The sequence below is a fragment of the Acidovorax sp. Q11 genome (assembly GCF_054950075.1).
Genome location: NZ_JBUDZG010000012.1, coordinates 88,842 through 113,523, shown reverse-complemented (window position 1 = coordinate 113,523; position 24,682 = coordinate 88,842). Strand labels below are relative to the sequence as shown.

The following is a 24,682-nucleotide window of genomic DNA, read 5'->3' as shown; positions in this document are numbered from 1 at the left end:
GCGGGCTCAGTTCTTGAGCGGCATGTCCAGCGTCAGCGTGGCGGGCCCACCCACCTGAGCGCCCAGCTGCGCCTGCCGAGGCCCCAGCGCCTGCAGCACCAGCCCCTCGTCCACCGCAGCCCCCACACGGAAGGGCTTGGCGGGTTTGCCATCCACCGCGATCAGGGCCGCCCCGCCGCCGCTGCTGCGGCCCGACAGCACACCGATCAGCGTGAAGCGGCTGGCCACTGAGGCCACGGGCGCCACAGGCGCGGCGCCCGGCACCGACGGCTGGGCGCCCAGCAAACGCGCCAGGGCCTGGGCATCGGGCACCACGGGGACTGGCGCCACCGCCGGGCCCACCGCCACTGCCGAGGGCGCCGACAGGCGCAGCCCCCAGAACACCACACTGGCACCGGCCGCGGCCCAGAGCACCAGCGTGCCCAGACGGACGCCCCATTTGCTGTACGAATTGGTCACCATGCGGCGATTATGATTCACGCGATTCGACCCACCGAGAGAACGCCTGCAGTGAACACATCCCTTCCCCTCCTCGTGCGCTCCGCCCCCCGCCGCCTGGCCCGTACCGTGGCCCGGGGCTTCACCCTCATCGAGCTGATGGTGGTGCTCGTCATCATCGGCGTGCTGGCCGCCCTCATCGTGCCCAACGTGCTGGAACGTGCCGACGACGCCCGCGTCACGGCTGCCCGCACCGACATCACCAACATCATGCAGGCGCTCAAGCTCTACCGCCTGGACAACCAGCGCTACCCCACGGCCGAGCAGGGCCTGCAGTCGCTGGTCATCAAGCCCAGCGCCGCCCCGGTGCCCGGCAACTGGAAGCTGTACCTGGAGAAGCTGCCCAACGACCCCTGGGGCCGCCCCTACCAGTACCTGAACCCCGGCATCAAGGGCGAGATCGACGTGATGTCGTTCGGTGCCGACGGCCAATCGGGCGGCGAAGGCAAGGACGCCGACATCGGCAGCTGGCAGTGATGCCCCATTCTTTGCCACGCCCTACAACCCTATGAAACTGGCACGCCCCAGGCGAGGGATGCCGTGGAGCTGGCTTGGCCAGGCCACCGGCATCGTCCCCCCGGGGGGAAGCCGCGCAGCGGCTCAGGGGGGGTTCACACTCTTAGAGCTGCTGGTGGTCCTCAGCATCGTCGCGCTGGCCACCGCCGGTGCGGGCCTGGCCATGCGCGACAGCGGGCAGACGCAGCTGGAGCGCGAGGCCGCGCGGCTGGCGGCGCTGCTCGAATCCGCGCGTGCGCAGTCGCGGGCCGGTGGCCTGCCCGTGCGCTGGCGCGCCGTGCCCGAGGGGTTCCGGTTTGAAGGCCTGCCGCCCAGCGCACAGGCGGCGCTGCCCAACCAGTGGCTGGACAACGGCACCACCGTGCGCGGCCCGGCCGTGCTGCAGCTGGGCCCCGAGCCCCTCATCGGCCCGCAGCAGGTGCTGATCACCCACCAGGCGCACCCCGAGCGGGTCTTGCGCATCGCCACCGATGGCGTGCGCCCGTTTTCTGTGGACGCGGTGCAGTGAGAAAAAACCTCGCCGCGCCAGCACCCCAACAGCACGGCTTCACGCTGGTGGAAGTGCTGGTGGCACTGGCCATCGTGGCCATTGCGCTCATGGCGGGCCTGCAGGCCACCTCGGCGCTCACGCGCAATGCGCTGCGGCAGTCCGACATCGTGCTGGCCCAGCTCTGTGCCGAAAACGAGCTGGTGCGCGCCCGGCTCTCGCGCCAGATGCCCAGCGTGGGCGACAGCACCCAGCCCTGCGAGCAGGCCGGGCGCCAGCTGCAGGTGCTGACCGTCGTGCGCCCCACGCCCAACCCGAGCTTTAGGCGCATCGACGCGCAGGTGCTGGATGGTGAGAACTCCATCCTGCGCATCTCCACCATCATCGGCAGGTATTGATGTCGGAGAAGCATTCACACAAGGCCCCGCGCGGCTTCACCCTGGTCGAGCTGCTGCTGGCGATTGCCGTGATGAGCCTGCTGGCCATCCTGAGCTGGCGCGGGCTGGATGGCATGGTGCGGGCGCAGGAGATCACGCGCCAGCGGGCCGATGAGATGCTGGTGCTGCAGGCCGCGCTGGGCCAGTGGGGCACCGACCTGGATGCGCTGATGCCGATTGCCAACACCACGCCGCTGGACTGGGACGGCCAGGTGCTGCGCCTCACGCGCCGCAGCAGTGCCGTGCCCGACGAGGGCGCGCTGGTGGTGGCCTGGACGCGCCGCAACACCAACACGGGCGGCCAGTGGCTGCGCTGGCAGTCGCCCCCGGTGCGCACCCGCGCAGACTGGCAGCAGGCCTGGCAGCAGGCGGCCCAATGGGCGCGCACGCCGGGTGATGCCGAGCGGCGCAACGAAGTGGCACTGCTACCACTCGAAAGCTGGCAAATCTTCTATTACCGGGGCGGCGCCTGGTCCAACCCGCTGTCCAGCACCGGCACCACGCCGGGCGACAGCTCGGCCGCCGTCCCCGATGGCGTGCGCCTGCAGATCACGCTGCCGCCCGGCCAGGCGCTGGCGGGCCAGCTTACGCGCGACTGGGTCAACCCGGTGCTGGGTGGAGGCAGATCGTGAGTACCCCCCTGATCGGCTGCGCCGCATCCCCCCAGGGGGACGCCACCCGTGGCCTGGCAAAGCCAGCTCCACGGTGGCACCCGCTGTTGCAGCGCCCATTGCACAGGCACAGGGCGCGCGGTGCCGCCCTGCTCGCCGCCATGCTCACCGTCACCCTGGTGGCCACGTTCGCCGCTGCCGCCATGTGGCAGCAGTGGCGCGCGGTGGAGGTCGAGACGGCCGAGCGGGGCCGGGTGCAGTCCACCTGGATCCTGATCGGCGCACTCGACTGGTCGCGCCTGATCCTGCGCGAAGACGGGCGCTCGGGCGGCGCAGACCACCTGGCCGAGCCCTGGGCCGTGCCGCTGGAGGAAGCCCGGCTGTCCACCTTTCTGGCCGCCGAAAACAACGTGAGCCAGGTCGATGACGCCAGCACCGACACCACCGAGGCGTTTCTGTCAGGCCAGATCACCGACATGCAGGGCCGCCTGAACATCACCAACCTGGCCGAAGGCGGGCAGGTGCAGGCCGTGGCGCTGCGGCAGTTCACCCGCCTGTTCGAACGCCTGGGCCTGCCCCCGCAGCAGCTCACGCGGCTGCTGGATGGGCTGCGCCGGGCGCAGGCGGGCGTGGGCAGCGACGGCAATACCGCGCCGCTGCTGCCCCCCACCATCAGCCAGCTGACATGGCTGGGCCTGAGCCCGGCCACCGTGGCCACCCTGGCCCCCCAAGTCACGCTGCTACCGGTGCGTACGCCGGTCAACCTGAACACCGCCGGCATCGACGTGCTGATGGCCGCCATCGACGGGATGGACAGCGCCACTGCGCAGAAGATGGTGCAGGCGCGCGAGGCCCGGCATTTCCGCACCCTCAGCGAGGTGCGCGACCTGGTGGGCGCGAGCATCGACATCAACGAAAGCGCCCACGCTGTGGCCTCGTCCTACTTTGAAGTGCGGGGCCGCCTGCGCCTGGGCGATGCGATGGTGGACGAACGCTCGCTGGTGCGCAAACAGGGCATCGACGTGACCACGCTGTGGCGCGAGCGGGGCGCGTTTGACCGCGAAAACGCCCTGGCCACAGCGCCACTCCCGCGATGAGCTGCAGCACATTGGCGACACCCGCGCAGCGACTGGCTGCCAGTGTCAAGTCCGCCCCCTAAAATGGTCCGCAAAACCTGCCCATGAGCACCCTCATCCTTTTCCTGCCGCCGGTCCGTCCGGGCCCCACCACCGAGTACAGCTACACGCTGACGGCAGACGGCCACACCGCCCTTCGCCACGCCACTGCGCCCGCCGCCCTGCTGCCCGAGCCCACCCGCCCCGGGGGCGAGGTGGTGGCCGTGGTGCCCGCCCGCTCGCTGTCGTGGCAGCGGGTGCAGATGCCCGCCGGTGTGCCCCTGGGCGCAGGCCAGCAGACACCCCGGCTGCGCTCGGTGCTCGAAGGCCTGCTCGAAGACCGCCTGCTGGACGACGCCACCCAGCTGCACTTTGCATTGCAGCCTGGCGCCCACGGCGTGGCCCAGGGCGGCGAGCCTGTGTGGGTGGCCGTGTGCGACCGCACCTGGCTGCGCGAGAACCTGCAGGCGCTGGAAACCGCTGGCCGCCGCGTGTCCCGCGTGGTGCCTGAATTTGCCCCCGGCCCCACAGCCAGCGGCGGCCCTGAACTCTGCGCGCTGGGCACACCGGAAGAAGCCTTTGTCGTGCTCACCGGCCAGGGCGCCGAGCAGGGCGTGGCCGTGTTGCCCCTGACGCCCATGGCCCTGGCGCTGGCCCGTGCAGGCGCTCCCGTGGGCGATGCAGTGGCCGCACAAGACAACAGCAACGCCCTGCCGGTGCGTGCTGAGCCCGCCGTGGCCGCTTTGGCCGAACGCACGCTGGGCCAGCAAGGCCAACGCATTGCGCTGCACACCGCCAGTCAGCGCGCCCTGGATGCTGCCCGGGGCGACTGGGACCTGGCCCAGTTCGACCTGGCCAGCACCGGCCGCACCCGGGCCCTGCGCAAGGTGGGCAGTGCACTGAGCGCGCTGCTGAACGCGCCCCAATGGCGCGCCGCGCGCTGGGGCGTAGGGCTGCTGGTGGTGGCCCACCTGGTGGGCCTCAACGCCTGGGCCTGGCAAGAGCGCCAGGCGCTGGCCGCCAAGCAGGTTGCCGTGCGCACTGCGCTCACCCAGACCTTCCCCAAGGTGCAGGTGGTGGTTGATGCCCCCGTGCAGATGGAGCGCGAACTGGCCCAGCTGCGGCAGGCTGCGGGCAGCGCGTCGGCCCGCGACCTGGAGCCCCTGCTTGCCGCCGCCGGGGCGGCACTGCCCAGCCTGGAGCAACAGGGCCGCCAGCCCACCAGCATCGAATACACCCCCGGCGAGCTGCGCCTGCGCGGCGTGACGCTGGCCCCTGACGAAGAAGCCGCGCTCTCGGCCCGCCTGCAGGCTGCGGGCTACCGGGCCCGGCTGGACGATGGCAGCCTGCTGCTGCGCACCGAGGTGAGCCCATGACCCCCCCCATCCCTGAGTCGGCACTGAAAGCCCGCTGGCACGCGCTGGCCCCCCGTGAACAGAACCTTGTGCTGGCCGCCGCCGCCCTGGTGGGCCTGGCCTTACTGTGGTGGGTGGCCGTGGCCCCGGCGCTGGCCACCCTGCGTGCCGCCCCCGCGCGCCATGCGGCGCTAGACGCCCAGTTGCAGCGCATGCTCAGCCTGCAGGCCGAAGCCCAGCAGCTTCAGGCCGCACCCGCCACCAGCCCCGGCGATGCCGTCGGCGCCTTGCGCGCCGCCCTCACGCAGCGCCTGGGCACCACGGCCCAGCTCAATGTGGTGGGTGACCGCGCCACCATCACCCTCAAAGGTGCATCGGCCGATGCGCTGGCGCAGTGGCTGGCCCAGGCACGCAGCAATGCCCGCGCCACCCCCGTCGAGGCCCGCCTGACCCGCAGTGCCACCGCCGCCGCACCCGCAGGCCCCACCCCGGTCACACTGGGCCGCCCCGTGGTGGCCATGCCCCGCTGGGACGGCACCCTGGTGCTGGCCCTGCCCACGGCACCCAACCGGTGAACCCGGTGAGCCCCTTGAATCGCCCCGCCACTGTGAACCGATCCCCACGCACGCACCGCAACCCCCGAGGCCGCACGGCCACGGCCGCCGCCCCCCGCCCCGCCTGGGGCTGGGCCCTGGTGGGCGCCGTGGCCGGTGTGCTGCCCGCCGTGGTCACGTTTGCGCCCGCGCACTGGCTTGCCAGCGGCGTGGCACGCGCCACCCAGGGACAGGTGCAGCTGCTGCAGGCACGGGGCACGGTCTGGACCGGCTCGGCCCAGCTGGTGCTGACCGGCGGCGCCGCCAGCCGCGACAGCGCCGCCCTGCCCGGCCGCGTGGACTGGCAGCTGCGCCCCAACTTCGATGGCCTGCGCGTGCAGCTGCACGCCGCCTGTTGCACCCCCGCCCCCTTGCAGGCCCGGGTGCAGGCAAGCTGGGCGGGCATGACCCTGAAGGTGGCCGACGGCCAGAGCCAGTGGCCGGCCGCGCTGCTGGCGGGCCTGGGCACCCCCTGGAACACGCTGCAGCCCCAGGGCCAGCTGGCCCTACAGACCCAGGCGCTTGCCATGCGCTGGGCAGCGGGCCGCATGGTGCTGTCCGGCCAGGCGCAGCTGGATGCACGCGCCATGTCGTCGCGCCTGTCCACCCTGCGGCCCATGGGCAGCTACCGGCTGGCCCTGCAAGGCGGCGAAACGCCGACCCTCACACTCAGCACCCTGGACGGCGCGCTGCAGCTCAGCGGCACCGGCCAGTGGGTGGGCCAACGCCTTCGGTTTGCGGGCGAGGCCAGCGCCGCCCCCGAGCGCGAAGCCGCCCTGTCGAATCTCCTGAACATCATCGGACGGCGCAACGGCGCGCGCTCCATCATTACCGTGGGTTGAATCTATGACCTCCTTGTTGTCTCCACGCCTGCGTTTTGCTCTCAAAACAATAGCTGCAAGTGCTTTACTAGCAGGCGGTAGCGGCCAAATTTTTGCCCAAACCGCGATCGACACCCGCACCGGCAGCGTGCGCCCGAGCGAACCCGTCACACTGAACTTCGCCAACGCCGAGATCGAGGCCGTGGCGCGCACCATGGCCACCATCACCGGCCGCAACGTGGTGGTGGACCCGCGCGTGAAAGGCCAGCTCAACCTGGTGACCGAACGCGCCGTCACCCCCGCCGCCGCGTTCCAGCAGTTTCTGGCCGCGCTGCGCTTGCAGGGCTTCACGGTGGTCGAGGCCGCAGGCCTGTACAAGGTGGTGCCCGAGGCCGACGCCAAGCTGCAAGGCGGCAACGTGAGCGTGGTGCAGGGGAGCAGCGGCAACGCACCCAGCGGCGGGCAGATCGTCACGCAGATCTTCAAGCTCAACTTCGAGAACGCGGCCAACCTGGTGCCGGTGCTGCGCCCACTCATCAGCCCCAACAACACCATCAACGTGAACCCCGGCAACAACTCGCTGGTGATCACCGACTACGCCGACAACCTGCAGCGCCTGGCGCGCATCGTGGCGGCCATGGATGTCTCCAACGCGAGCGACGTGGAAGTGATCCCGCTGCGCAACGCCATCGCTGCCGACATGGCACCTCTGGTGGCCCGCCTGATCGATGGCGGCAGTGCGCCCGCGGCCACGCCCGGCCAGGCCGACACCTCGTTCAAGACCACGCTGATTGCCGAGCCGCGCAGCAACTCGCTCATCCTGCGCGCGGCCAACCCGGCCCGCGTGGCCCAGGTGCGCGCCCTGGTGGACCGGCTGGACCAGCCGCCCGCCCCCGGCAGCAGCGCCGCCAGCGGCAACATCCACGTGGTCTACCTCAAGAACGCCGACGCCACCAAGCTGGCCACCACCTTGCGCGCGGCCATGGCGGCCATGGGCACAGGCAGCCCCACCGGGGCCGGTGGTGGCGCCAGCCCGGCAGCAGCCCCCAGCACAGGGCTGAGCGGCGGTGGCAGCAGCGGCAACATGCTGTCCACCGGCAGCGGCCTGTCGGGCACCGGCAGCAGCAGCGGGCTCGGGTCGGGCAACAACGCCATGGGCACCAGCGCCACCAACAACAACCAGCCCTCCACCGGTGGGCAGATCCAGGCCGACCCCACCACCAACTCGCTCATCATCACCGCGCCCGAGCCGCTGTACCGCCAGCTGCGCGCCGTGATCGACAAGCTCGACGGCCGCCGCGCACAGGTGCTGGTGGAGAGCCTGATCGTCGAGGTCGCGGCCAACAAGGTGGCACAGTTCGGCATCCAGTGGCAGGGCATCCTGGGCAAGCAGGGCGATGGCACCGTGGGCGTGATCGGCACCAACTCTGGTGTGGCGGGCTCCAACATCATTGGGCTGACAGCCGCACTGGCGTCGGGCAGCACCACCAGCATCGCCACCGCTGCGACAGGCCTGGGCGCGGGCATGAACCTGGCGCTGGCGCCGCGCATCAACGGCCAGTACTACCTGGGCGCGCTGGCCAACTTCCTGCAGAACAGCGGCGATGCCAACGTGCTGTCCACCCCCAACCTGATGACGCTGGACAACGAGGAAGCGCGCATCCTCATCGGCGACAACGTGCCCTTCGTCACGGGCTCGTATGCGAACACCGGCAACAACGGCACCGTCAACCCGTTCAACACCGTGGAGCGCAAGGACGTGGGCCTGATGCTCAAGGTGCGCCCGCAGATCGGCGAGAACGGTACGGTGAAAATGGCGATCTACCAGGAGATCTCCAAGATCGACCGCTCCACCCTGTCCAACGCCACCGGCCCCACCACCAGCAAACGTGCGGTCGAATCCAACGTGGTGGTGGACGACGGCAGCATCATCGTGATTGGCGGCCTGCTGGAGGACACCTACTCGCAGGGCGAGGACAAAGTGCCCCTGATGGGTGATTTGCCTGTGGTGGGCAATCTGTTCAAGAGCGAGAACCGCTCGCGCCGCAAGACCAACCTGATGATCTTTCTGCGCCCCATTGTGGTGCGCGACAACGCTACCAACGACGCATTGGTGGTGGACCGCTACGACGCCATCCGCGCGCTGCAGCAGAACACCCAGCCCGCACCCAGCCTGATGATGGGCACCGTGTCGGGCGCCCCCGTGTTGCCTCCGCTGCCCGCACCTGCCGCCAAGCCCGCCACCCCGGCGGCGCTCCAGCCGCAGCAATAAGCAGGCAGGCTGACGACCATGCGCCACCCCCTGCCCTACGCCTTTGCCCGCACGGCCCAGCTGCTGCTGGAGGATGACGGCCACCAGCTCGTGCTGTGGCATGGCCCCAGCCCCGACGCGGGTGCGCTGTCCGAGGTGCTGCGCAAGCACCCCGTGCAGCAGCTGCTGCCACTCGATGCGCCTGGCCTGGCCCAGCGCATCAGCGCGGCCTATTCGCACAGCGAATCGAGCGCCGCCACGGTGGTCAGCGAGGTCGAAAGCGACGCCGACCTCTCGCGCATGATGCAGGAGCTGCCCGCCGTAGAGGACTTGCTGGAATCGGCGGGCGATGCGCCCATCATCCGCATGCTCAACGCCCTGCTCACGCAGGCCGCGCGCGACGGCGCGAGCGATATCCACATCGAGCCCTACGAGCGGCATTCGAGCGTGCGCTTTCGGGTAGACGGCACGCTGCGCGAAGTGGTGCAGCCCAACCGAGCGCTGCACGCGGCCCTGATCTCGCGCCTGAAGATCATGGCCGACCTGGACATCTCCGAGAAGCGCCTGCCGCAGGACGGCCGCATCAGCCTGCGCCTGGGCACCCGCGCCATCGACGTGCGCGTGTCCACCCTGCCCAGCGCCCATGGCGAACGCGCGGTGCTGCGCCTGCTGGACAAGAGCGAAAGCAAGCTCAGCCTGGAATCCGTGGGCATGCAGGGCGACACGCTGCGACGTTTTGAGGGCCTGATCAGCCAGCCACACGGCATCATCCTGGTGACCGGGCCCACGGGTTCGGGCAAGACGACCACGCTGTATGCGGGCCTGGGGCGCCTGGACGCTACGCGCAACAACATCATGACGGTGGAAGACCCCATCGAATACGAGCTGCCGGGCGTGGGCCAGACCCAGGTCAACAGCAAGATCGACCTGACCTTCGCCAAGGCCCTGCGCGCCATCCTGCGCCAGGACCCGGACATCATCATGATCGGCGAAATCCGCGACTTCGAGACCGCGCAGATCGCCATCCAGGCCTCGCTCACGGGCCACTTGGTGCTGGCCACGCTGCACACCAACGACGCGGCCAGCGCCGTCACGCGCCTGACCGACATGGGCGTGGAGCCCTTCCTGCTGTCGTCTTCATTGCTCGGCGTGCTGGCCCAGCGGCTGGTGCGCAAATACTGCAGCCACTGCCACGGTGCGGGCTGCGATGCCTGCGGCCACACGGGCTACGCGGGCCGCACGGGCGTGTTCGAGCTGCTGGTGACCACGGACGCGATCCGCGCGCAGATCCACAACCAGGCGTCCGAAGCCGACATTCGCACTGCGGCCATGGCCGACGGCATGGCGCTGATGCGCGAGGATGGCGAGCGCCTGATTGCAGCAGACATCACCAGCCGCGAAGAAGTGCTGCGGGTGACGCGGGATTGAAGTGAAACACCCCCTGAGTCGCTTCGCGCCTTCCCCCTCTCTCGCCTTGCTGCGCAAGTCGGGAGGGGGACGCCCCCCGTGCGGCGGGGCGGCCCTTGCACGGGGGCGCTGGCCTGGGCCGCGCCGGTTTCACCAGCCATGCGCCCTTCGCTATCGCTTTGATAGCTGCTAGCGCTTGATGGATAAGCGCTAGTGGCTTGAATACCTCAAACCCAAAAACTACCGGATCTGCAGCGCAGGCCGGTGCCCCACCGGAGCCGCTGGGGCTGCGGCCATTTCGAACGCCACAGAGGCGCCATCCTGCAGCTTGAACTGGCTGACCGCATTGGTCAGGTGGTGCGCCTGCTCCCTGAGGGATTCGGACGCCGCTGTGGACTCTTCCACCAATGCGGCGTTCTGCTGCGTCATCTGGTCAAGCTGGGTGACCGACTGGCTGATCTGGCCGATGTTGTCGCTCTGCTCGGCCGACGAGGCGGTGATCTCCGCAATGATGTCGGACACGCGGCGCACGCTGCTCACGATCTCGGTCATGGTCTGGCCGGCCTGGCTCACCAGGCGCGAGCCGTCTTCCACCCGCTCCACCGACGAACCGATCAGGCCCTTGATCTCCTTGGCCGCCTCGGCGCTGCGCTGCGCGAGGTTGCGCACCTCGCTGGCCACCACCGCAAAACCCCGACCCTGCTCGCCGGCACGCGCGGCCTCCACGGCTGCATTGAGCGCGAGGATGTTGGTCTGGAACGCGATGGAGTCGATCACGCCGGTGATGTCGGCGATCTTGCGCGAGCTGGTGGTGATCTGGTCCATGGTGGTCACCACCTGCGACACCACGGCACCGCCGCGTGCGGCCACTTCGGCGGCCGACGAGGCAAAGTCGCTGGCCTGGCGCGATGACTGGGCGCTTTGCTGCACCGTACTGGTCAGCACTTCCATCGACGAAGCGGTTTCTTCGAGGTTGGCCGCCGTCTGCTCGGTGCGGTGGCTCAGGTCATGGTTGCCGCTGGCAATCTCGGAGCTGGCGGTGGAGATGTTGCCCGCCGCGTCCTGCACCTGGCGCACCAGGCCGCGCAGCGCGTCCTGCATGCGGCCCATGGCCGACACCAGCTGGCCCACTTCGTCCTGGTTCATGGCTGCCACATCGCGCGAAAGATCTCCGCTGGCGATGCGTTCGGCCAGCTCTTGCGCCTGGCCCAGCGACTTGGTGATGGAGCGCACGCTGAAGAAAGTGAGAGGGATCAGCACCGCCAGCCCCAGCACGAGCCCGATGCCAATCAGCGCCGACATGGTGGAGGTGCGCGACTCGACGCCCGCGCGGGCTTCGTCCATCTGCGTGCGGGCCGAGCTGGCCAGACTGGAGAACAGCTTGTCGGTGGCCTCCATGTGCACCTTGAGGCGATCGGCGTAGGCACCACCGCCCGCGCCGTCCAGCTGCGCACCCTCGATCTTCTCGAAGATGGGGGAAATGCCGGTTTCGTACTGCTTGATCTCGTCCAGGGACTTGTCGATGGATGCGATGAACGCAGCATCACCCGACTGCACCTGGCGCACCTCGGCCAGGTTCTTGCGCAGCGAAGCCAGGGTCTTGGCCCAGGACTCGCGCAGGGCAGACACCTCGACCGAGTTATTGAAATTGATGATGATGTCTTTTTCGGTCCGGCGCAGGTCACCCAGGGTGGTGCGCAGCTCGGACATGTCGGTCAGCGTCTGCACCCGCTCGGAGAACAGCACTTGCAGCGTGCCACGCGTGCGGTCGAGGGCCACATAACCCATCGCGCCAATGACGACTAGAAGAATCAGGGAAAAGACGGTTCCGAAATAGAGACGCGTGCGGATGGAGAAGCGGCCGAGAGCATTCATGGCTCTTCCTTACAATTTTTAACAGACTACCCAGCACAGCAAATTTGGTGCCACACCCACCAACCGGCCTTCTGGGCCGGACGTTGGGGGAAATATAGGCCCAGCCGCTGCCCCTGCCGCACAGGGTAAGCACGGCCCCATGGCCCTTTTGTAGGGAAACCACGGGGCCAGTAGCCGTTCTTATCCAGCTGCTCAGACGGGCTTGAGGGGGATGTAGAGTTCGCCGCCGCCGCGCTGGAACTCCGCCGCCTTGGACTCCATGCCCTGGGCCAGGGCGTCGGCCTCGGCCACGCCCTTCTGCTTGGCGAAGTCGCGCACTTCCTGCGTGATCTTCATGGAGCAGAACTTGGGGCCACACATCGAGCAGAAATGCGCCACCTTGGCCGAGTCCTTGGGCAGGGTTTCGTCGTGGTATTCCTTGGCCGTCTCGGGGTCCAGGCCCAGGTTGAACTGGTCCTGCCAGCGGAAGTCGAAGCGCGCCTGGCTGAGCGCATCGTCGCGCGAGCGAGCGCCGGGGTGGCCCTTGGCCACGTCGGCCGCGTGGGCGGCAATCTTGTAGGCAATGATCCCCTGCTTCACGTCGTCGCGGTCAGGCAGGCCCAGGTGTTCCTTGGGCGTCACGTAGCACAGCATGGCCGTGCCCATCCAGCCGATCATGGCCGCGCCGATGGCGGACGCAATGTGGTCGTAGCCCGGGGCGATGTCGATGGTCAGCGGGCCCAGGGTGTAGAACGGCGCTTCGTGGCAGGTCTTGAGCTGCTCGGTCATGTTGGCCTGGATCATGTGCATGGGCACATGGCCGGGGCCTTCGATCATGGTCTGCACGTCGTGCTTCCAGGCCACTTGCGTGAGTTCGCCCAGCGTGTGCAGCTCGGCGAATTGCGCTTCGTCATTGGCGTCGGACGCGCAGCCGGGACGCAGGCCATCGCCCAGGCTGAACGACACGTCGTACGCCTTCATGATGTCGCAGATGTCCTCGAAGTGCTCGTACAGGAAGCTCTCGCGGTGGTGTGCCATGCACCACTTGGCCATGATGGAGCCGCCGCGCGAGACGATGCCCGTGCGCCGCTGCGCCGTGAGGTGGATGTAGGCTAGGCGCACACCGGCGTGGATGGTGAAGTAGTCCACGCCCTGCTCGGCCTGCTCGATCAGCGTGTCGCGGAAGATCTCCCAGGTCAGGTCTTCAGCCACGCCGCCCACCTTTTCCAGCGCCTGGTAGATCGGCACCGTGCCAATCGGCACGGGCGAGCTGCGCACGATCCAGTCGCGCGTGGTGTGGATGTTCTTGCCGGTGGACAGGTCCATCACGTTGTCGGCACCCCAGCGGATCGCCCACACGAGCTTTTCCACTTCTTCTTCGATGCTCGACGTGACAGCCGAGTTGCCAATGTTGGCGTTGATCTTGACCAGGAAGTTGCGGCCAATCGCCATCGGCTCCACCTCGGGGTGGTTGATGTTGGCGGGGATGATGGCGCGGCCCCGGGCCACTTCGTCGCGCACGAATTCGGGGGTGATGATGCGCGGGATGCTCGCACCCAGGGGGTTGCCCATCAGGCGCTTCTCGCGGCCTGCGTCGGCCATGTATTGCTCCATCCATTCGCGCTTGCCGTTTTCGCGGATGGCCACGTATTCCATCTCGGGCGTGATGATGCCCTTCTTGGCGTAGTGCATCTGCGTGACGTTGGCACCGGCCTTGGCGCGCAGGGGCTTGCGTTGCAGGGCTGCGGCCTCGGCACGCAGCTGGGCCAGGCGCGTGGCGTCTTCGCTCTTTTGGCCATCGTCCAGCGCCACGGGAGCACGGCCTTCGTAGTGCTCCACATCACCACGGCCAGTGATCCAGCCGCCGCGCACGCTGGCCAGGCCTTGGCGCACGTCGATCACGGCTTCAGGGTCGGTGTAAGGGCCGGAGGTGTCGTACACGCTGACCAGCTCGCCGTTGGTGAGCGCGATGTCGCGCACCGGCACGCGCAGGTCGGCGTGCAGCTGGCCGGGGATACAGGCCTTGCGGGATGCGGGGAAGGGTTCGCGTGTGCGTGCCAGCAGCTCGGCAAACTTTTCAGGGGCGGCGAGCTTGGCGTGGGGATCGGGGGCGTTCATGGGCAGGTCTCCTGGTTCCGGTGGCGGTGGGGTCTGCTCCGGAATGGACCTGTGCGCCCCCCCAGGTACGGCAGCGCCTGGGGCATGGCGTGCCAGCAAAAACTGCGGGCACGGGGACAAGGAGGTCGGCTCTTCTTCCGCCGGTATGAACCGGATCAAGTTCGTCGGGTTCGCAAGCTCGCCTGAATTCCTTCAGGACCCTTGCATCTCAGCGCATCAGCACACCCCGGAGCAGGCGCGAGTATAGGGCAGAGGAAAAACGGGGCGGCAGAGCACCCGCATCAGGGCGTCAAGCCAGGCGACCAATAAAGATCACCGCAAAGAAGAAGACGGTCGCAATCACCGTCCATTTGAGGATGACCAAACCGAGGCGCTTGTAGCGCGCCTGCCCGGTACCGGCATAAAACGCAAACGACACGGCCGCCGCCAGAAGCAGCAGCATGGCCAGCCAGCGGAAGATCAGCATCGCAGCACTACCAGGCGCGCACGGGCTGCGCAAAACCGGTGGGCGCCTGGCGCTCGTCCTCGAAGGTGACCACCTCCCAGGCATCGCGCTGGGCCAGCAGCTCGCGCAGCAACAGGTTGTTCATGGCGTGACCGGAACGGAACGCGCTGTAGGCCGCCAGCAGGGGCTTGCCGATCAGGTAGAGGTCGCCCATGGCGTCCAGGATCTTGTGCTTCACGAACTCGTCGTCGTAGCGCAGGCCGTCGCTGTTGAGCACCTTGTAGTCGTCCATCACGATGGCGTTGTCCAGCCCCCCGCCCAACGCCAGGCCGTTGGAGCGCATCATTTCCACATCGCGCGTGAAGCCAAAGGTGCGGGCGCGGGCGATGTCGCGGCTGTAGTTGCCTTGCCCCAGGTCAAACTCGACGCGCTGGCCGGTGGAGTCCACGGCGGGGTGGTCAAAGTCGATTTCGAAACTGAGCTTGTAGCCGTGGTAAGGCGTGAGGCGCGCCCACTTGACGTTGGCGCCTTCGCCCTCGCGCACCTCCACGGGCCGCGTGACGCGGATGAAACGCTTGGGCGCGTTCTGCAGTTCCACCCCGGCGCTTTGCAGCAGGAACACAAACGAAGCCGAAGACCCGTCGAGGATAGGGACCTCTTCGGCTGTGATGTCCACATAGAGATTGTCGATGCCCAGCCCCGCACAGGCCGACATCAGGTGCTCCACCGTGTGCACCTTGGCGTTGCCCACCGCGATGGTGGAGGCCAGCCGCGTGTCCGTCACGGCCTCGGCCCGGATCGGAATATCCACGGGCTGGGGCAGGTCCACCCGGCGGAAGACGATGCCGGTGTCGGGCTGGGCGGGCCGGAGCGTCAGTTCGACCCTCTGGCCGCTGTGCAGTCCAACGCCAACGGCGCGGGTCAAAGTCTTGAGGGTGCGTTGCTGAAGCATCTGAGCATTTTAGTTTCTGGGCCCCTGCCCCGCACACCCTGAGGTTTTGCGCGCCCGCGCATGCCGTGCTGGAAGAGCGAACGCCGCGTTTTCACCTACTGCGCCCCGCCCGGCCTTCGCCGCACAATCCTCAGGCGGCAGCGCCCCGGCGCACCCTGCAAATACAAAGTGACAGCCTACAGAGACCGACAGACGCCGCCCCACCGGAGAAAGCACCATGAGCAAGCTCAGCTTCAAAATGAAAATCATGCTCATGATCGGCACCGCACTTGCTGCGCTGTTGATCATGGCCATCATGTCCCTGCTGCAGGAGCGTCGGCTCATCAGTGAATCGCGCAAAGACCTGCTGACCACGGCCGTCCAGTCCGCCCACAGCATCGTGGCGGCCTACCAGGCCAAGGCGGCCAGCGGCGCCATGTCGCAGGAAGAAGCACAGAAAGCCGCCAAGGACGCCCTGCGCCTGGCGCGCTACGGCGGCCCCGAGGGCAAGACCGAATACTTCTACATCTGGACCACCGAAGGCGTGGGGGTGATGCACCCCTTCAAGCCCGAATGGGATGGGCAGGACATGCAGGGCAAGGTCAAGGACGGCTCGGGCGTGGACATCATCGGCCTGCTCGTGAACGGCCTGCGCAGCAGCAAGGATGGCAAGGCGTTTGTGCCCACCATGTTTCCCCGCCCCGGCCAGACCACCGCAGTGCCCAAACTGCAGTACATCGTGCGGGTGGATGGCTGGAACTGGATGGTGGGCTCAGGCCTGTATACCGATGACGTGGGTGCGCTGCTGCAAAAGGCCCTGTGGTCCAGCCTAGCGCTGGTGGTGGTGGTGTTCCTTGTGGTGGGGGCCATCGGCATGATCGTGTCGCGCTCTGTGCTGCGCCAGATCGGCGGCGAGCCCACCGAAGCCATCGCCATCATGCAGGAAGTGGCCGATGGCAACCTCGACGCGCAGATCCCGAACGCCCATCCGGGCTCGATGCTGGACGGCCTCGCCCACATGGTCACCTCGCTGCGCAAGCTGGTCACCGAGGTGCGCTCGGCCACCGACAGCATTGCCACGGCATCGGGCGAAATTGCCCAGGGCAACAACGACCTGGCCCACCGCACCGAAGACACGGCCAGCAACCTGCAGACCACGGCCAGCAGCATGGAGGAGCTAACCAGCACCGTCAAGCAGACCTCGGACTCGGCGCAGACCGCCAACCAGATGGCGACATCCGCTGCGGCTGTGGCGGCGCGCGGGGGCGAGGTGGTGTCCCGCGTGGTGTCCACCATGCAGGACATCAACGCCAGCAGCAACAAGATCAGCGACATCATCGGCGTGATCGACGGTATTGCGTTCCAGACCAACATCCTGGCGCTCAACGCCGCCGTCGAAGCCGCCCGCGCGGGCGAACAGGGGCGCGGTTTTGCGGTGGTCGCCAGCGAGGTGCGCAGCCTGGCCCAGCGCAGTGCCGCAGCCGCCAAGGAGATCAAGACGCTGATCGATGCCTCCGTGGAAAAAGTGGCATCGGGCACGCAACTGGTGGGCAATGCGGGCGCCACCATGACCGAGATCGTGGACAGCGTTCAGCGCGTGACGGACATCATCGGAGAGATCCGCTCGGCCACCTCGGAGCAGAGCCAGGGCATTGCCCAGGTCAACACGGCCGTGAACCAGCTCGACCAGATGACCCAGCAGAACTCGGCGCTGGTGGAACAGTCTGCCGCTGCCGCCGACAGCCTGCGCGAGCAGGCCATGAAGCTCACCCAGGTGGTTGCACTGTTCCGCGTGAATGGCAGCCACACGGCACCCTCCGTGCCCGCCAGCCGCCCCGCCCCCCGGCCCCCAGCAGCAGCCCCCGCCGTGCGTGCCGCCGCGCCCCGCCCGGCCCTGGCCAAAACCCCGGCAGCGCGCCCCGCAGCTTCGGCGACCAAACCCGCAGCGGCCCTGCCGCCCAAGGCCAGCAGCCTCAAGCCTGCGGCAGGCAACAACGACGACTGGGAATCCTTTTGAAGGCCTGAAGCAGTGACTTCACCGCGCAGGTGCCCCGCACCTGCGAAGCCAGCCACCGCATCCACCCCGGCGCCCCCAAAAGAAAACCCCTGCCAGCTCCCGCTGGCAGGGGTTTTTTGATGGCGGCTTGCTCAGCCCCGGGAACACCGGGGCCCCAGCCCACCAATCAGTCGGCTTGCTTGCGCAGGAAGGCCGGGATTTCCAGGTCGTCCATGCCACCCGACGACAGGGCGTCCACGCGGGCCGCTGCCTGCGTGCGGTTGGTGCGCCAGACGCTGGGCACCGACATGCTGCCGTAATCGGCCTGCGAGCTGCCAGCATGGCCGCCCTGCACACCCACGGCACCACCCATCGTGCCCACGCCCGCCACGGGCATCTGGTAGGCCATGTTGTCCGTGCCCGTGCGCAGGCCGCCCTGCACCACCGAGATCGGCTGGCGGCGTGCGTTGGCGCGCGACAGGCCCGTGGCCACCACGGTCACGCGGATCTCGTCGCCCAGGGTTTCGTCGTAGGCCGCACCGAAGATCACATGCGCGTCGGTCGATGCGTAGGCGTTGATGGTGTTCATGGCCTGGCGCGACTCGGACAGCTTGAGGCTGCCCTTGCTCGCCGTGACCAGCACCAGCACGCCCTTGGCGCCCGACAGGTCGATGCCTTCGAGCAGCGGGCAGGCGATGGCCTGCTCGGCGGCGATGCGCGCGCGGTCCGGGCCGCTGGCCGTGGCCGTGCCCATCATGGCCTTACCGGGCTCGCCCATCACGGTGCGCACGTCTTCAAAGTCCACGTTCACCTGGCCGTACTCGTTGATGATTTCGGCAATGCCGCCCACGGCGTTCTTGAGCACGTCGTTGGCATGGGCAAAGGCCTCGTCCTGGGTGATGTCGTCGCCCAGCACATCGAGCAGCTTCTCGTTGAGCACCACGATCAGCGAGTCCACATTGGCTTCGAGTTCGGCCAGGCCGTCGTCGGCATTCTTCATGCGGCGGCCACCTTCCCAATCGAAAGGCTTGGTCACCACACCCACGGTCAGGATGCCCATCTCCTTGGCAATGCGCGCGATCACGGGGGCCGCCCCCGTGCCCGTGCCACCGCCCATGCCGGCGGTGATGAACAGCATGTGCGCGCCATGGATGGCGTCGCGGATGTCGTCCACGGCGGCTTCGGCGGCGTCGCGGGCCTTTTCAGGTTTGCCGCCTGCGCCCAGGCCGCTGCCACCCAGCTGGATGACACGGTGGGCAGAGCTGCGCGTCAGCGCCTGTGCATCGGTGTTGGCGCTGACAAACTCCACGCCCTGCACACTGCGAGCAATCATGTGCTCGACGGCATTGCTGCCGCCGCCGCCCACACCGATCACCTTGATCTGGGTGCCCTGGTTGAATTCTTCGGCTTCGATCATTTCGATGGTCATCTTGGAGCTCCTGTTTCTAAATTCGTATGCAATTGCCAAATGGGGGTTGGGGTACCGGGTACGGGAGAGCGTGGCGGTCCTGTACATCGCCATCGCTCACGCGGCGTTTGATGGGGACTCCCTCGCGCCAGCCAGAGTGGGTATTTCATGGTCAGAAATTCCCCACGATGAAATCTTTGAAGCGCCCGAATGCGGTCTTCATGGACCCGCTCTTCTGCGCGACCTTGAAGCCGCGCAGGCGGGCCAGCCGGGCCTCTTCCAGGAGACCCATGACCGTGGCCGCACGGGGCTGGGCCACCATGTCTGCCAGCGCGCTGGAATACTTGGGAATGCCACGCCGCACGGGCTTGAGGAAGATGTCCTCGCCCAGCTCGATCATCCCGGGCATCACCGAGCTGCCGCCCGTGAGCACGATGCCCGACGACAGCACTTCTTCATAGCCCGACTCGCGCACCACCTGCTGCACGAGCGAGAAGATTTCTTCCACGCGCGGCTCGATCACACCGGCCAGCGCCTGCTTGCTCAGCATGCGGGGGCTGCGGTCGCCCAGGCCGGGCACTTCGACCTGCGCCTCGGGGTCGGCCAGCAGCTGCTTGGCGTAGCCACTTTCGACCTTGATGTCTTCAGCGTCCTTGGTGGGGGTGCGCAGCGCCATGGCGATGTCGCTGGTGATGAGGTCGCCCGCAATTGGGATCACGGCCGTGTGGCGGATGGCACCGCCAGTGAAGATGGCCACGTCGGTCGTGCCCGCACCGATGTCCACCACCACCACGCCCAGCTCGCGCTCGTCATCCGTCAGCACCGCCTGGCTGCTGGCCAGCGGGTTGAGCATGAGCTGCTCGACCTCCAGGCCGCAGCGGCGCACGCACTTGATGATGTTCTCGGCCGCGCTCTGCGCGCCGGTCACGATGTGGATCTTGGCCTCCAGGCGGATGCCGCTCATGCCGATGGGCTCCTTCACGTCCTGCCCATCGATCACAAATTCCTGCGGCTCCACCAGCAAAAGGCGCTGGTCGCTGCTGATGTTGATGGCCTTGGCCGTCTCCACCACACGCGCCACATCGGCCGAGGTGACCTCCTTGTCTTTCACAGCCACCATGCCGCTGGAGTTGAGGCCGCGGATGTGGCTGCCGGTGATGCCGGTGTACACGCGCTGGATCTTGCAGTCGGCCATCAGCTCGGCCTCTTTCAGTGCCTGCTGGATGCTCTGCACGGTGGCGTCGATGTTCACCACCACGCCACGCTTGAGGCCGTTGCTGGGCGCCACGCCCAGGCCGGCCAGTTTCAGCTCGCCGCCGGGCAGCACCTCGGCCACCACGGCCATGACCTTGGCCGTGCCGATGTCGAGCCCCACCACCACGTCTTTGTACTCTCTTGCCATATCAGCCTCTGCCCTTTTCTGTTCTGTCCCGCCGACCATCCCACCGCTTGCTCAGCCGCCCGATGGCGATGGCCTGCCCCGCACCTTGTGTTGCCTTGCCACCCTGCATCGCGTCACCTCCTGCGCACGCCGCCGGTGGCACCGGCCACCGCACCTGCCGCATCGGGGATCACCGTGGTGACCCCCCGCAGCCGCAGCGCATAGCCCCCGGCATGACGCAAGTCGGCCGACTCCAGCGCATCTACACGCCGCCCGTACTGCGCCGCCACCTGGGTCAGCGTGCGCGCAAACCGCTGCGTGCGCTGCACCACCTCTTCGGGGGTGCCGCCGCCCAGCTCGACCACGGCATCGCTGTCCAGCCGCGCGCGCCAGCCACCCCGGCCGGTCAGCTCCAGCTCTTCCACCTCCAGCCCCAGCGGCCGGAACACGGGCTGCAACAGCCCCACCATCTGCAGTGCCTCGGCCGACGAGCCCTGGGGGCCCAGCAGGCGCGGCAGACCCTCCTGTTCCACATCGCCCACGTTGGCCTCGAACACCTCGCCGTGGCTGTTGACCATGGCCGAGCCGGATTCCGGCCCCCAGAACGCCACCGCGTCATGCTCCTGCAGCTCCACCCGCAGGCTGGCCGGGTACACACGGCGCACCTCGGCGCTGCGCACCCAGGGCACCTGCTCGAAGGCCTCGCGGGCGGCTCGAAGGTCCACCGTGAAGAAGTTGCCCACCAGGTGCGGCCCCACATTGGCCCGCAGCGTCACGGCGTTGTTGTGCACCAGCTCGCCCTGCACCACGATGCGCGCAATCGCAAAGCCCGGGTAGCGCAGCACCCACCCGACCCCCGCTGCCAGCACGGCCAGGGCGCAGCCCACGAACAGGACCGACGCGGTCAGGTTCATGAGCTTGACGTCCAGGGGTGCGGGCAGGGTGTTGGTCATCAGACAGCCTTTGGCCTTGCGGGCGTGTCCAATGCCGCGCTCGCCAGGATGCGCAAGCACAGTTCCTCGTAGCTGATGCCCGAGGCCCGCGCCGACATGGGCACCAGCGAATGGCCCGTCATGCCCGGCGAGGTATTCATCTCCAGCAGGAAGGGCTTGCGGTCGCTCGCGCGGATCATCAGATCGGCCCGGCCCCAGCCCCGGCAGCCCAGCGTGCGGTAGGCCTCCAGCACGATGCGCTGGATCTCGCGCTCCTCGGCTTCGGGCAGGCCGCTCGGGCACTGGTACTTCACGTCGTCGGTGAAGTATTTGTTCTGGTAGTCGTAGGCACCATCAGGCGCCACGATGCGGATCACGGGCAGTGCGCGGGCATCAGCGCCCTGGCCCAGCACGGGGCAGGTCACTTCTTCGCCGTCAATGAACTCTTCGCACAGCACGTCGGGGTCGTACTGGGCCGACAGCTGCACAGCTTCCTGCATGTCAGAGTAGCCCCGCACCTTGGTCACGCCAATCGACGAGCCCTCGCGCGGGGGCTTCACGATGAGCGGCAGGCCCAGTTCGTCCGGCACGGTGCGCACCACTTCGCGCTGCTGGCGGTCGGGGGCCAGCCACACATAGCGCGGCGTGGGCAACCCCTCGGCCAGCCACACCCGCTTGGTCATGACCTTGTCCATGGCGATGCTGGACGCCATCACGCCCGGGCCGGTATACGGGATGCCCAGCAGCTCCAGTGCGCCCTGCACCGTGCCGTCTTCGCCATGGCGGCCATGCAGTGCGATGAAGCAGCGCGCATAACCGTCGCGCTTCAGGTCGCCCAGCGCGTTCTGCGCAGGGTCGAAGGCATGGGCATCCACCCCACGCGAGCGCAGCGCCTGCAGCACGCCGCTGCCCGACATGAGCGAGACCTCGCGCTCGGCCGAGTCACCGCCCATGAGCACGGCCACCTTGCCCAGGGATTTCACATCAATATTGGAATCAAAAGAGGTCATACCGCGCTCCCCTTCAGCGCTTTAAGCTCACTATTTTGTAGCAAATCCACCACCTTACCCGGCACCGCGCCGATGGAGCCCGCGCCCATGCACATCACCACGTCGCCATCCTTGGCGTTGTCGGCAATGGCCTGGGGCAGGTCGGCCACGTTGTCGATGAACACGGGCTCCACCCGGCCCGCCACGCGCAGCGCGCGCGCCAGTGAACGGCCGTCGGCCGCGACCACCGGCGCCTCGCCCGCCGCATACACCTCGGTCAGCAGCACGGCGTCGGCGTTGCCGATGACCTTCACGAAATCTTCGAAGCAGTCGCGCGTGCGGCTGTAACGGTGCGGCTGGAAGGCCAGCACCAGGCGGCGGCCCGGAAACGCACCGCGCGCAGCCGCCAGCGTGGCGGCCATCTCCACCGGGTGGTGGCCATAGTCGTCGATCACGGTGAACGTGCCGCCGTCCTTCGCGGGCAGTTCGCCATAGCTCTGGAAGCGCCGCCCCACGCCCTTGAAGCCTGCCAGCGCGCGCTGCACGGCTTCGTCGGGGATGTTCAGCTCCACCGCCACGGCAATCGCCGACAGCGCATTGAGCACGTTGTGCTCGCCCGCGAGGTTGAGCACGATCTCCATGTCGGGCAGCGTCACGCCGTTGCGCCGCTGCACGGTGAAGCGCATCTGCCCCGCCTCCGCGCGCACGTTGATGGCGCGCACCTGAGCGTCTTCCGAGAAGCCGTAGCTGGTGATCGGGCAGGTCACGCTTTGCAGGATGTCGCGCACGGCCGGACTGTCCACGCACAGGATGGCCGTGCCATAGAACGGCATGCGGTGCAGGAAATCGACAAACGCGCCCTTGAGTCGGCCGAAGTCGTGGCCGTAGGTTTCCATGTGGTCGGCGTCGATGTTGGTGACCACGGCCATCACAGGCAGCAGGTTCAGAAACGACGCATCGGACTCATCGGCCTCGACCACGATGTAGTCACCGCTGCCCAGCTTGGCATTGGCGCCCGCGCTATTGAGCTTGCCGCCGATCACGAAGGTCGGGTCCAGCCCCGCCTCGGCCAGCACACTGGTCACCAGGCTGGTGGTGGTGGTCTTGCCGTGGGTGCCCGCGATGGCGATGCCCTGCTTGAGACGCATCAGTTCGGCCAGCATGAGGGCGCGGGGCACCACGGGAATCTTCTTCTCGCGCGCGGCCAGCACCTCGGGGTTGTCGGGCGTCACCGCCGTGGACGTGACCACGGCGTCCGCGCCGTCGATGTGCGCCGCCGCGTGGCCCAGGCAGGTCTGGATGCCCAGGCCCTGCAGGCGGCGCAGCGTGGCGCTGTCGGCCAGGTCCGAGCCCGAGATGCGGTAGCCCAGGTTGAACAGCACCTCGGCGATGCCGCTCATGCCCGCGCCGCCCAGGCCTACAAAATGGATGTGGCGAATGGCGTGTTTCATGGTTGGGCCAACTCCTCGCAGGCAGTCACCACTTCACGGGTGGCGTTGATTTTTTGCATGTTTTTGGCCTTCTGCGCGCTATCCATCAGCGTGGAACGCTCTAAATTCAATAGCATTTGCGACAGCCCTTCGGGCGTGAGGTCGCGCTGCTGCACCAGCCAGCCGCCCCCCGCCTGCACCAGGAACTGGGCGTTGGTGGTCTGGTGGTCGTCCACGGCCGAGGGGAAAGGCACAAAAATGGACGCGGCCCCCACGGCGGCAATTTCGGTCACGGTGCTGGCACCGGCACGGCAGACGATGATGTCGGCGGCGGCAAACGCGCTGGCCGTGTCGTCGATGAAAGGCGTGCATTCGGCCTCGACCCCGGCCGCCGCATAGTTGGCGCGCAAGGCGTCGATCTGCGTGGCGCCGCTCTGGTGAACCACGGTGGGCCGTTGTTCGGCAGGCATCAACGCCACAGCCTGCGGCACGATCTCGTTGAGCGCGCGCGCGCCCAGGCTGCCGCCCACCACCAGCAGGCGCAGCGGGCCGCTGCGGCCCGCAAACCGCTCGGCCGGGCCGGGCTGCTGCGTGAAGGCGGTGCGCAGCGGGTTGCCCACCCACTGGCCCTGCTTGAACACGTTGGGGAAGGCGGTAAACACGCGGTCGGCCACACCGGCCAGCACCTTGTTGGCCATGCCCGCCACCGAGTTCTGCTCGTGCAGCACCAGGGGCTTGCCCGCCAGCACGCCCATCATCCCGCCCGGAAAGGTGATGTAGCCACCCAGGCCCACCACCACATCGGGCTTGACGCGGCGCACCACCTGCAAAGCTTGCCAGAACGCGCGCAGCAGGCGCAGCGGCAGCAGGGCCAGCGTAACAATGCCCTTGCCGCGCACACCCGAAAAATCAATGAGTTCCAGCGCAAAACCGTGCTGCGGCACGATGCGCGACTCCATGCTGCCAGGCGCACCCAGCCAGTGCACGCGCCAGCCACGTGCGCGCAGCTCTTCGGCCACGGCCAGGCCGGGGAAGATATGGCCGCCGGTGCCACCTGCCATGATGAGGGCGGTCTTTTGCTTGCTCATACGCGGCCTCCGCGCATGA

At 68.0% G+C, this 24,682-nt stretch carries 22 protein-coding genes and 1 riboswitch; of the genes, 11 read left to right on the top strand and 11 right to left on the bottom strand.

Features of this window, described 5'->3' with window-relative positions; genetic code table 11:
• Positions 1-6 precede the first annotated feature (6 nt).
• Positions 7-462 carry a type II secretion system protein N gene (locus ACYZGB_RS12100; protein WP_462388520.1) on the bottom strand — a complete coding sequence of 152 codons (456 nt, stop codon included), beginning with the start codon at positions 460-462 and terminating at the stop codon, positions 7-9.
• A 48-nt stretch (positions 463-510) separates the two neighbouring features.
• Between ACYZGB_RS12100 and gspG the strand changes: the two genes are divergently transcribed.
• The 10 genes from gspG to ACYZGB_RS12050 all read left to right on the top strand — a co-directional run bounded on the left by gspG (position 511) and on the right by ACYZGB_RS12050 (position 10,112).
• Entirely contained in the window at positions 511-975 is a 465-nt protein-coding gene (gene gspG / locus ACYZGB_RS12095) for a type II secretion system major pseudopilin GspG (RefSeq protein WP_063460098.1), read from the top strand.
• A 148-nt stretch (positions 976-1,123) separates the two neighbouring features.
• The gene (locus tag ACYZGB_RS12090) at positions 1,124-1,522 is read left to right on the top strand and encodes a type II secretion system protein GspH (protein WP_462388550.1); all 399 of its coding nucleotides are present in this window, start codon (positions 1,124-1,126) and stop codon (positions 1,520-1,522) included.
• Positions 1,519-1,899: a type II secretion system minor pseudopilin GspI gene (gspI, locus tag ACYZGB_RS12085; RefSeq protein ID WP_462388518.1), complete on the top strand. Its 381-nt coding sequence runs from the start codon at positions 1,519-1,521 to the stop codon at positions 1,897-1,899. The genes ACYZGB_RS12090 and gspI overlap by 4 nt, the downstream gene beginning before the upstream one ends.
• A complete protein-coding gene (locus tag ACYZGB_RS12080; RefSeq protein ID WP_462388516.1) occupies positions 1,899-2,570 on the top strand; it encodes a PulJ/GspJ family protein in 672 nt (223 codons plus the stop codon). The genes gspI and ACYZGB_RS12080 overlap by 1 nt, the downstream gene beginning before the upstream one ends.
• Before the next feature lie 98 nt (positions 2,571-2,668).
• Entirely contained in the window at positions 2,669-3,646 is a 978-nt protein-coding gene (gene gspK / locus ACYZGB_RS12075) for a type II secretion system minor pseudopilin GspK (RefSeq protein ID WP_462388548.1), read from the top strand.
• Positions 3,647-3,729: 83 nt separating this feature from the next.
• Positions 3,730-5,040, top strand: a complete 1,311-nt coding sequence (gene gspL / locus ACYZGB_RS12070) for a type II secretion system protein GspL (protein ID WP_462388515.1) — start codon at positions 3,730-3,732, stop codon at positions 5,038-5,040.
• Positions 5,037-5,594 (top strand): type II secretion system protein GspM, encoded by a 558-nt coding sequence (gene gspM / locus ACYZGB_RS12065; RefSeq protein ID WP_462388513.1) that lies wholly within the window; start codon positions 5,037-5,039, stop codon positions 5,592-5,594. The genes gspL and gspM overlap by 4 nt, the downstream gene beginning before the upstream one ends.
• Before the next feature lie 32 nt (positions 5,595-5,626).
• The gene (gspN, locus tag ACYZGB_RS12060) at positions 5,627-6,454 is read left to right on the top strand and encodes a type II secretion system protein N (protein ID WP_462388511.1); all 828 of its coding nucleotides are present in this window, start codon (positions 5,627-5,629) and stop codon (positions 6,452-6,454) included.
• A gap of 4 nt (positions 6,455-6,458) precedes the next feature.
• Entirely contained in the window at positions 6,459-8,705 is a 2,247-nt protein-coding gene (gene gspD, locus ACYZGB_RS12055; RefSeq protein WP_462388509.1) for a type II secretion system secretin GspD, read from the top strand.
• Between the two features lie 18 nt (positions 8,706-8,723).
• Positions 8,724-10,112 carry a GspE/PulE family protein gene (locus tag ACYZGB_RS12050; RefSeq protein ID WP_462388508.1) on the top strand — a complete coding sequence of 463 codons (1,389 nt, stop codon included), beginning with the start codon at positions 8,724-8,726 and terminating at the stop codon, positions 10,110-10,112.
• Between the two features lie 219 nt (positions 10,113-10,331).
• On the opposite strand, the gene ACYZGB_RS12045 is transcribed toward ACYZGB_RS12050, so the two are convergent.
• The 4 genes from ACYZGB_RS12045 to lpxC form a co-directional block, all read right to left on the bottom strand.
• On the bottom strand, positions 10,332-11,966 hold the full coding sequence (locus tag ACYZGB_RS12045; protein WP_462388506.1) for a methyl-accepting chemotaxis protein: 1,635 nt from the start codon (positions 11,964-11,966) through the stop codon (positions 10,332-10,334).
• A gap of 192 nt (positions 11,967-12,158) precedes the next feature.
• Positions 12,159-14,063, bottom strand: coding sequence for a phosphomethylpyrimidine synthase ThiC (thiC, locus tag ACYZGB_RS12040; protein WP_462388505.1), 1,905 nt, complete (start codon positions 14,061-14,063; stop codon positions 12,159-12,161).
• 115 nt (positions 14,064-14,178) lie between these two features.
• Positions 14,179-14,302: riboswitch (TPP riboswitch) on the bottom strand.
• 50 nt (positions 14,303-14,352) lie between these two features.
• Complete coding sequence (locus tag ACYZGB_RS12035) at positions 14,353-14,529, bottom strand: hypothetical protein (protein ID WP_165773891.1); 177 nt, start codon at positions 14,527-14,529, stop codon at positions 14,353-14,355.
• Between the two features lie 7 nt (positions 14,530-14,536).
• Complete coding sequence (gene lpxC, locus ACYZGB_RS12030; protein WP_462388503.1) at positions 14,537-15,460, bottom strand: UDP-3-O-acyl-N-acetylglucosamine deacetylase; 924 nt, start codon at positions 15,458-15,460, stop codon at positions 14,537-14,539.
• A 217-nt stretch (positions 15,461-15,677) separates the two neighbouring features.
• Between lpxC and ACYZGB_RS12025 the strand changes: the two genes are divergently transcribed.
• Positions 15,678-17,456 carry a methyl-accepting chemotaxis protein gene (locus ACYZGB_RS12025; protein WP_462388501.1) on the top strand — a complete coding sequence of 593 codons (1,779 nt, stop codon included), beginning with the start codon at positions 15,678-15,680 and terminating at the stop codon, positions 17,454-17,456.
• A gap of 166 nt (positions 17,457-17,622) precedes the next feature.
• Here the strand turns inward: ACYZGB_RS12025 and ftsZ are convergent, their stop codons facing one another.
• The 6 genes from ftsZ to murG all read right to left on the bottom strand — a co-directional run bounded on the left by ftsZ (position 17,623) and on the right by murG (position 24,663).
• Positions 17,623-18,864 carry a cell division protein FtsZ gene (gene ftsZ, locus ACYZGB_RS12020; protein ID WP_462388500.1) on the bottom strand — a complete coding sequence of 414 codons (1,242 nt, stop codon included), beginning with the start codon at positions 18,862-18,864 and terminating at the stop codon, positions 17,623-17,625.
• A gap of 151 nt (positions 18,865-19,015) precedes the next feature.
• Positions 19,016-20,245, bottom strand: a complete 1,230-nt coding sequence (ftsA, locus tag ACYZGB_RS12015) for a cell division protein FtsA (RefSeq protein WP_063460085.1) — start codon at positions 20,243-20,245, stop codon at positions 19,016-19,018.
• A 113-nt stretch (positions 20,246-20,358) separates the two neighbouring features.
• Positions 20,359-21,177 (bottom strand): cell division protein FtsQ/DivIB, encoded by an 819-nt coding sequence (locus tag ACYZGB_RS12010; protein ID WP_462388498.1) that lies wholly within the window; start codon positions 21,175-21,177, stop codon positions 20,359-20,361.
• Positions 21,177-22,166, bottom strand: a complete 990-nt coding sequence (locus tag ACYZGB_RS12005; protein WP_462388497.1) for a D-alanine--D-alanine ligase — start codon at positions 22,164-22,166, stop codon at positions 21,177-21,179. The genes ACYZGB_RS12010 and ACYZGB_RS12005 overlap by 1 nt, the downstream gene beginning before the upstream one ends.
• Positions 22,163-23,596, bottom strand: a complete 1,434-nt coding sequence (gene murC / locus ACYZGB_RS12000; protein WP_252659203.1) for a UDP-N-acetylmuramate--L-alanine ligase — start codon at positions 23,594-23,596, stop codon at positions 22,163-22,165. Before murC ends, ACYZGB_RS12005 begins: the two co-directional genes overlap by 4 nt.
• Positions 23,593-24,663 (bottom strand): undecaprenyldiphospho-muramoylpentapeptide beta-N-acetylglucosaminyltransferase, encoded by a 1,071-nt coding sequence (murG, locus tag ACYZGB_RS11995; RefSeq protein WP_462388495.1) that lies wholly within the window; start codon positions 24,661-24,663, stop codon positions 23,593-23,595. Before murG ends, murC begins: the two co-directional genes overlap by 4 nt.
• Positions 24,664-24,682: the final 19 nt, after the last annotated feature.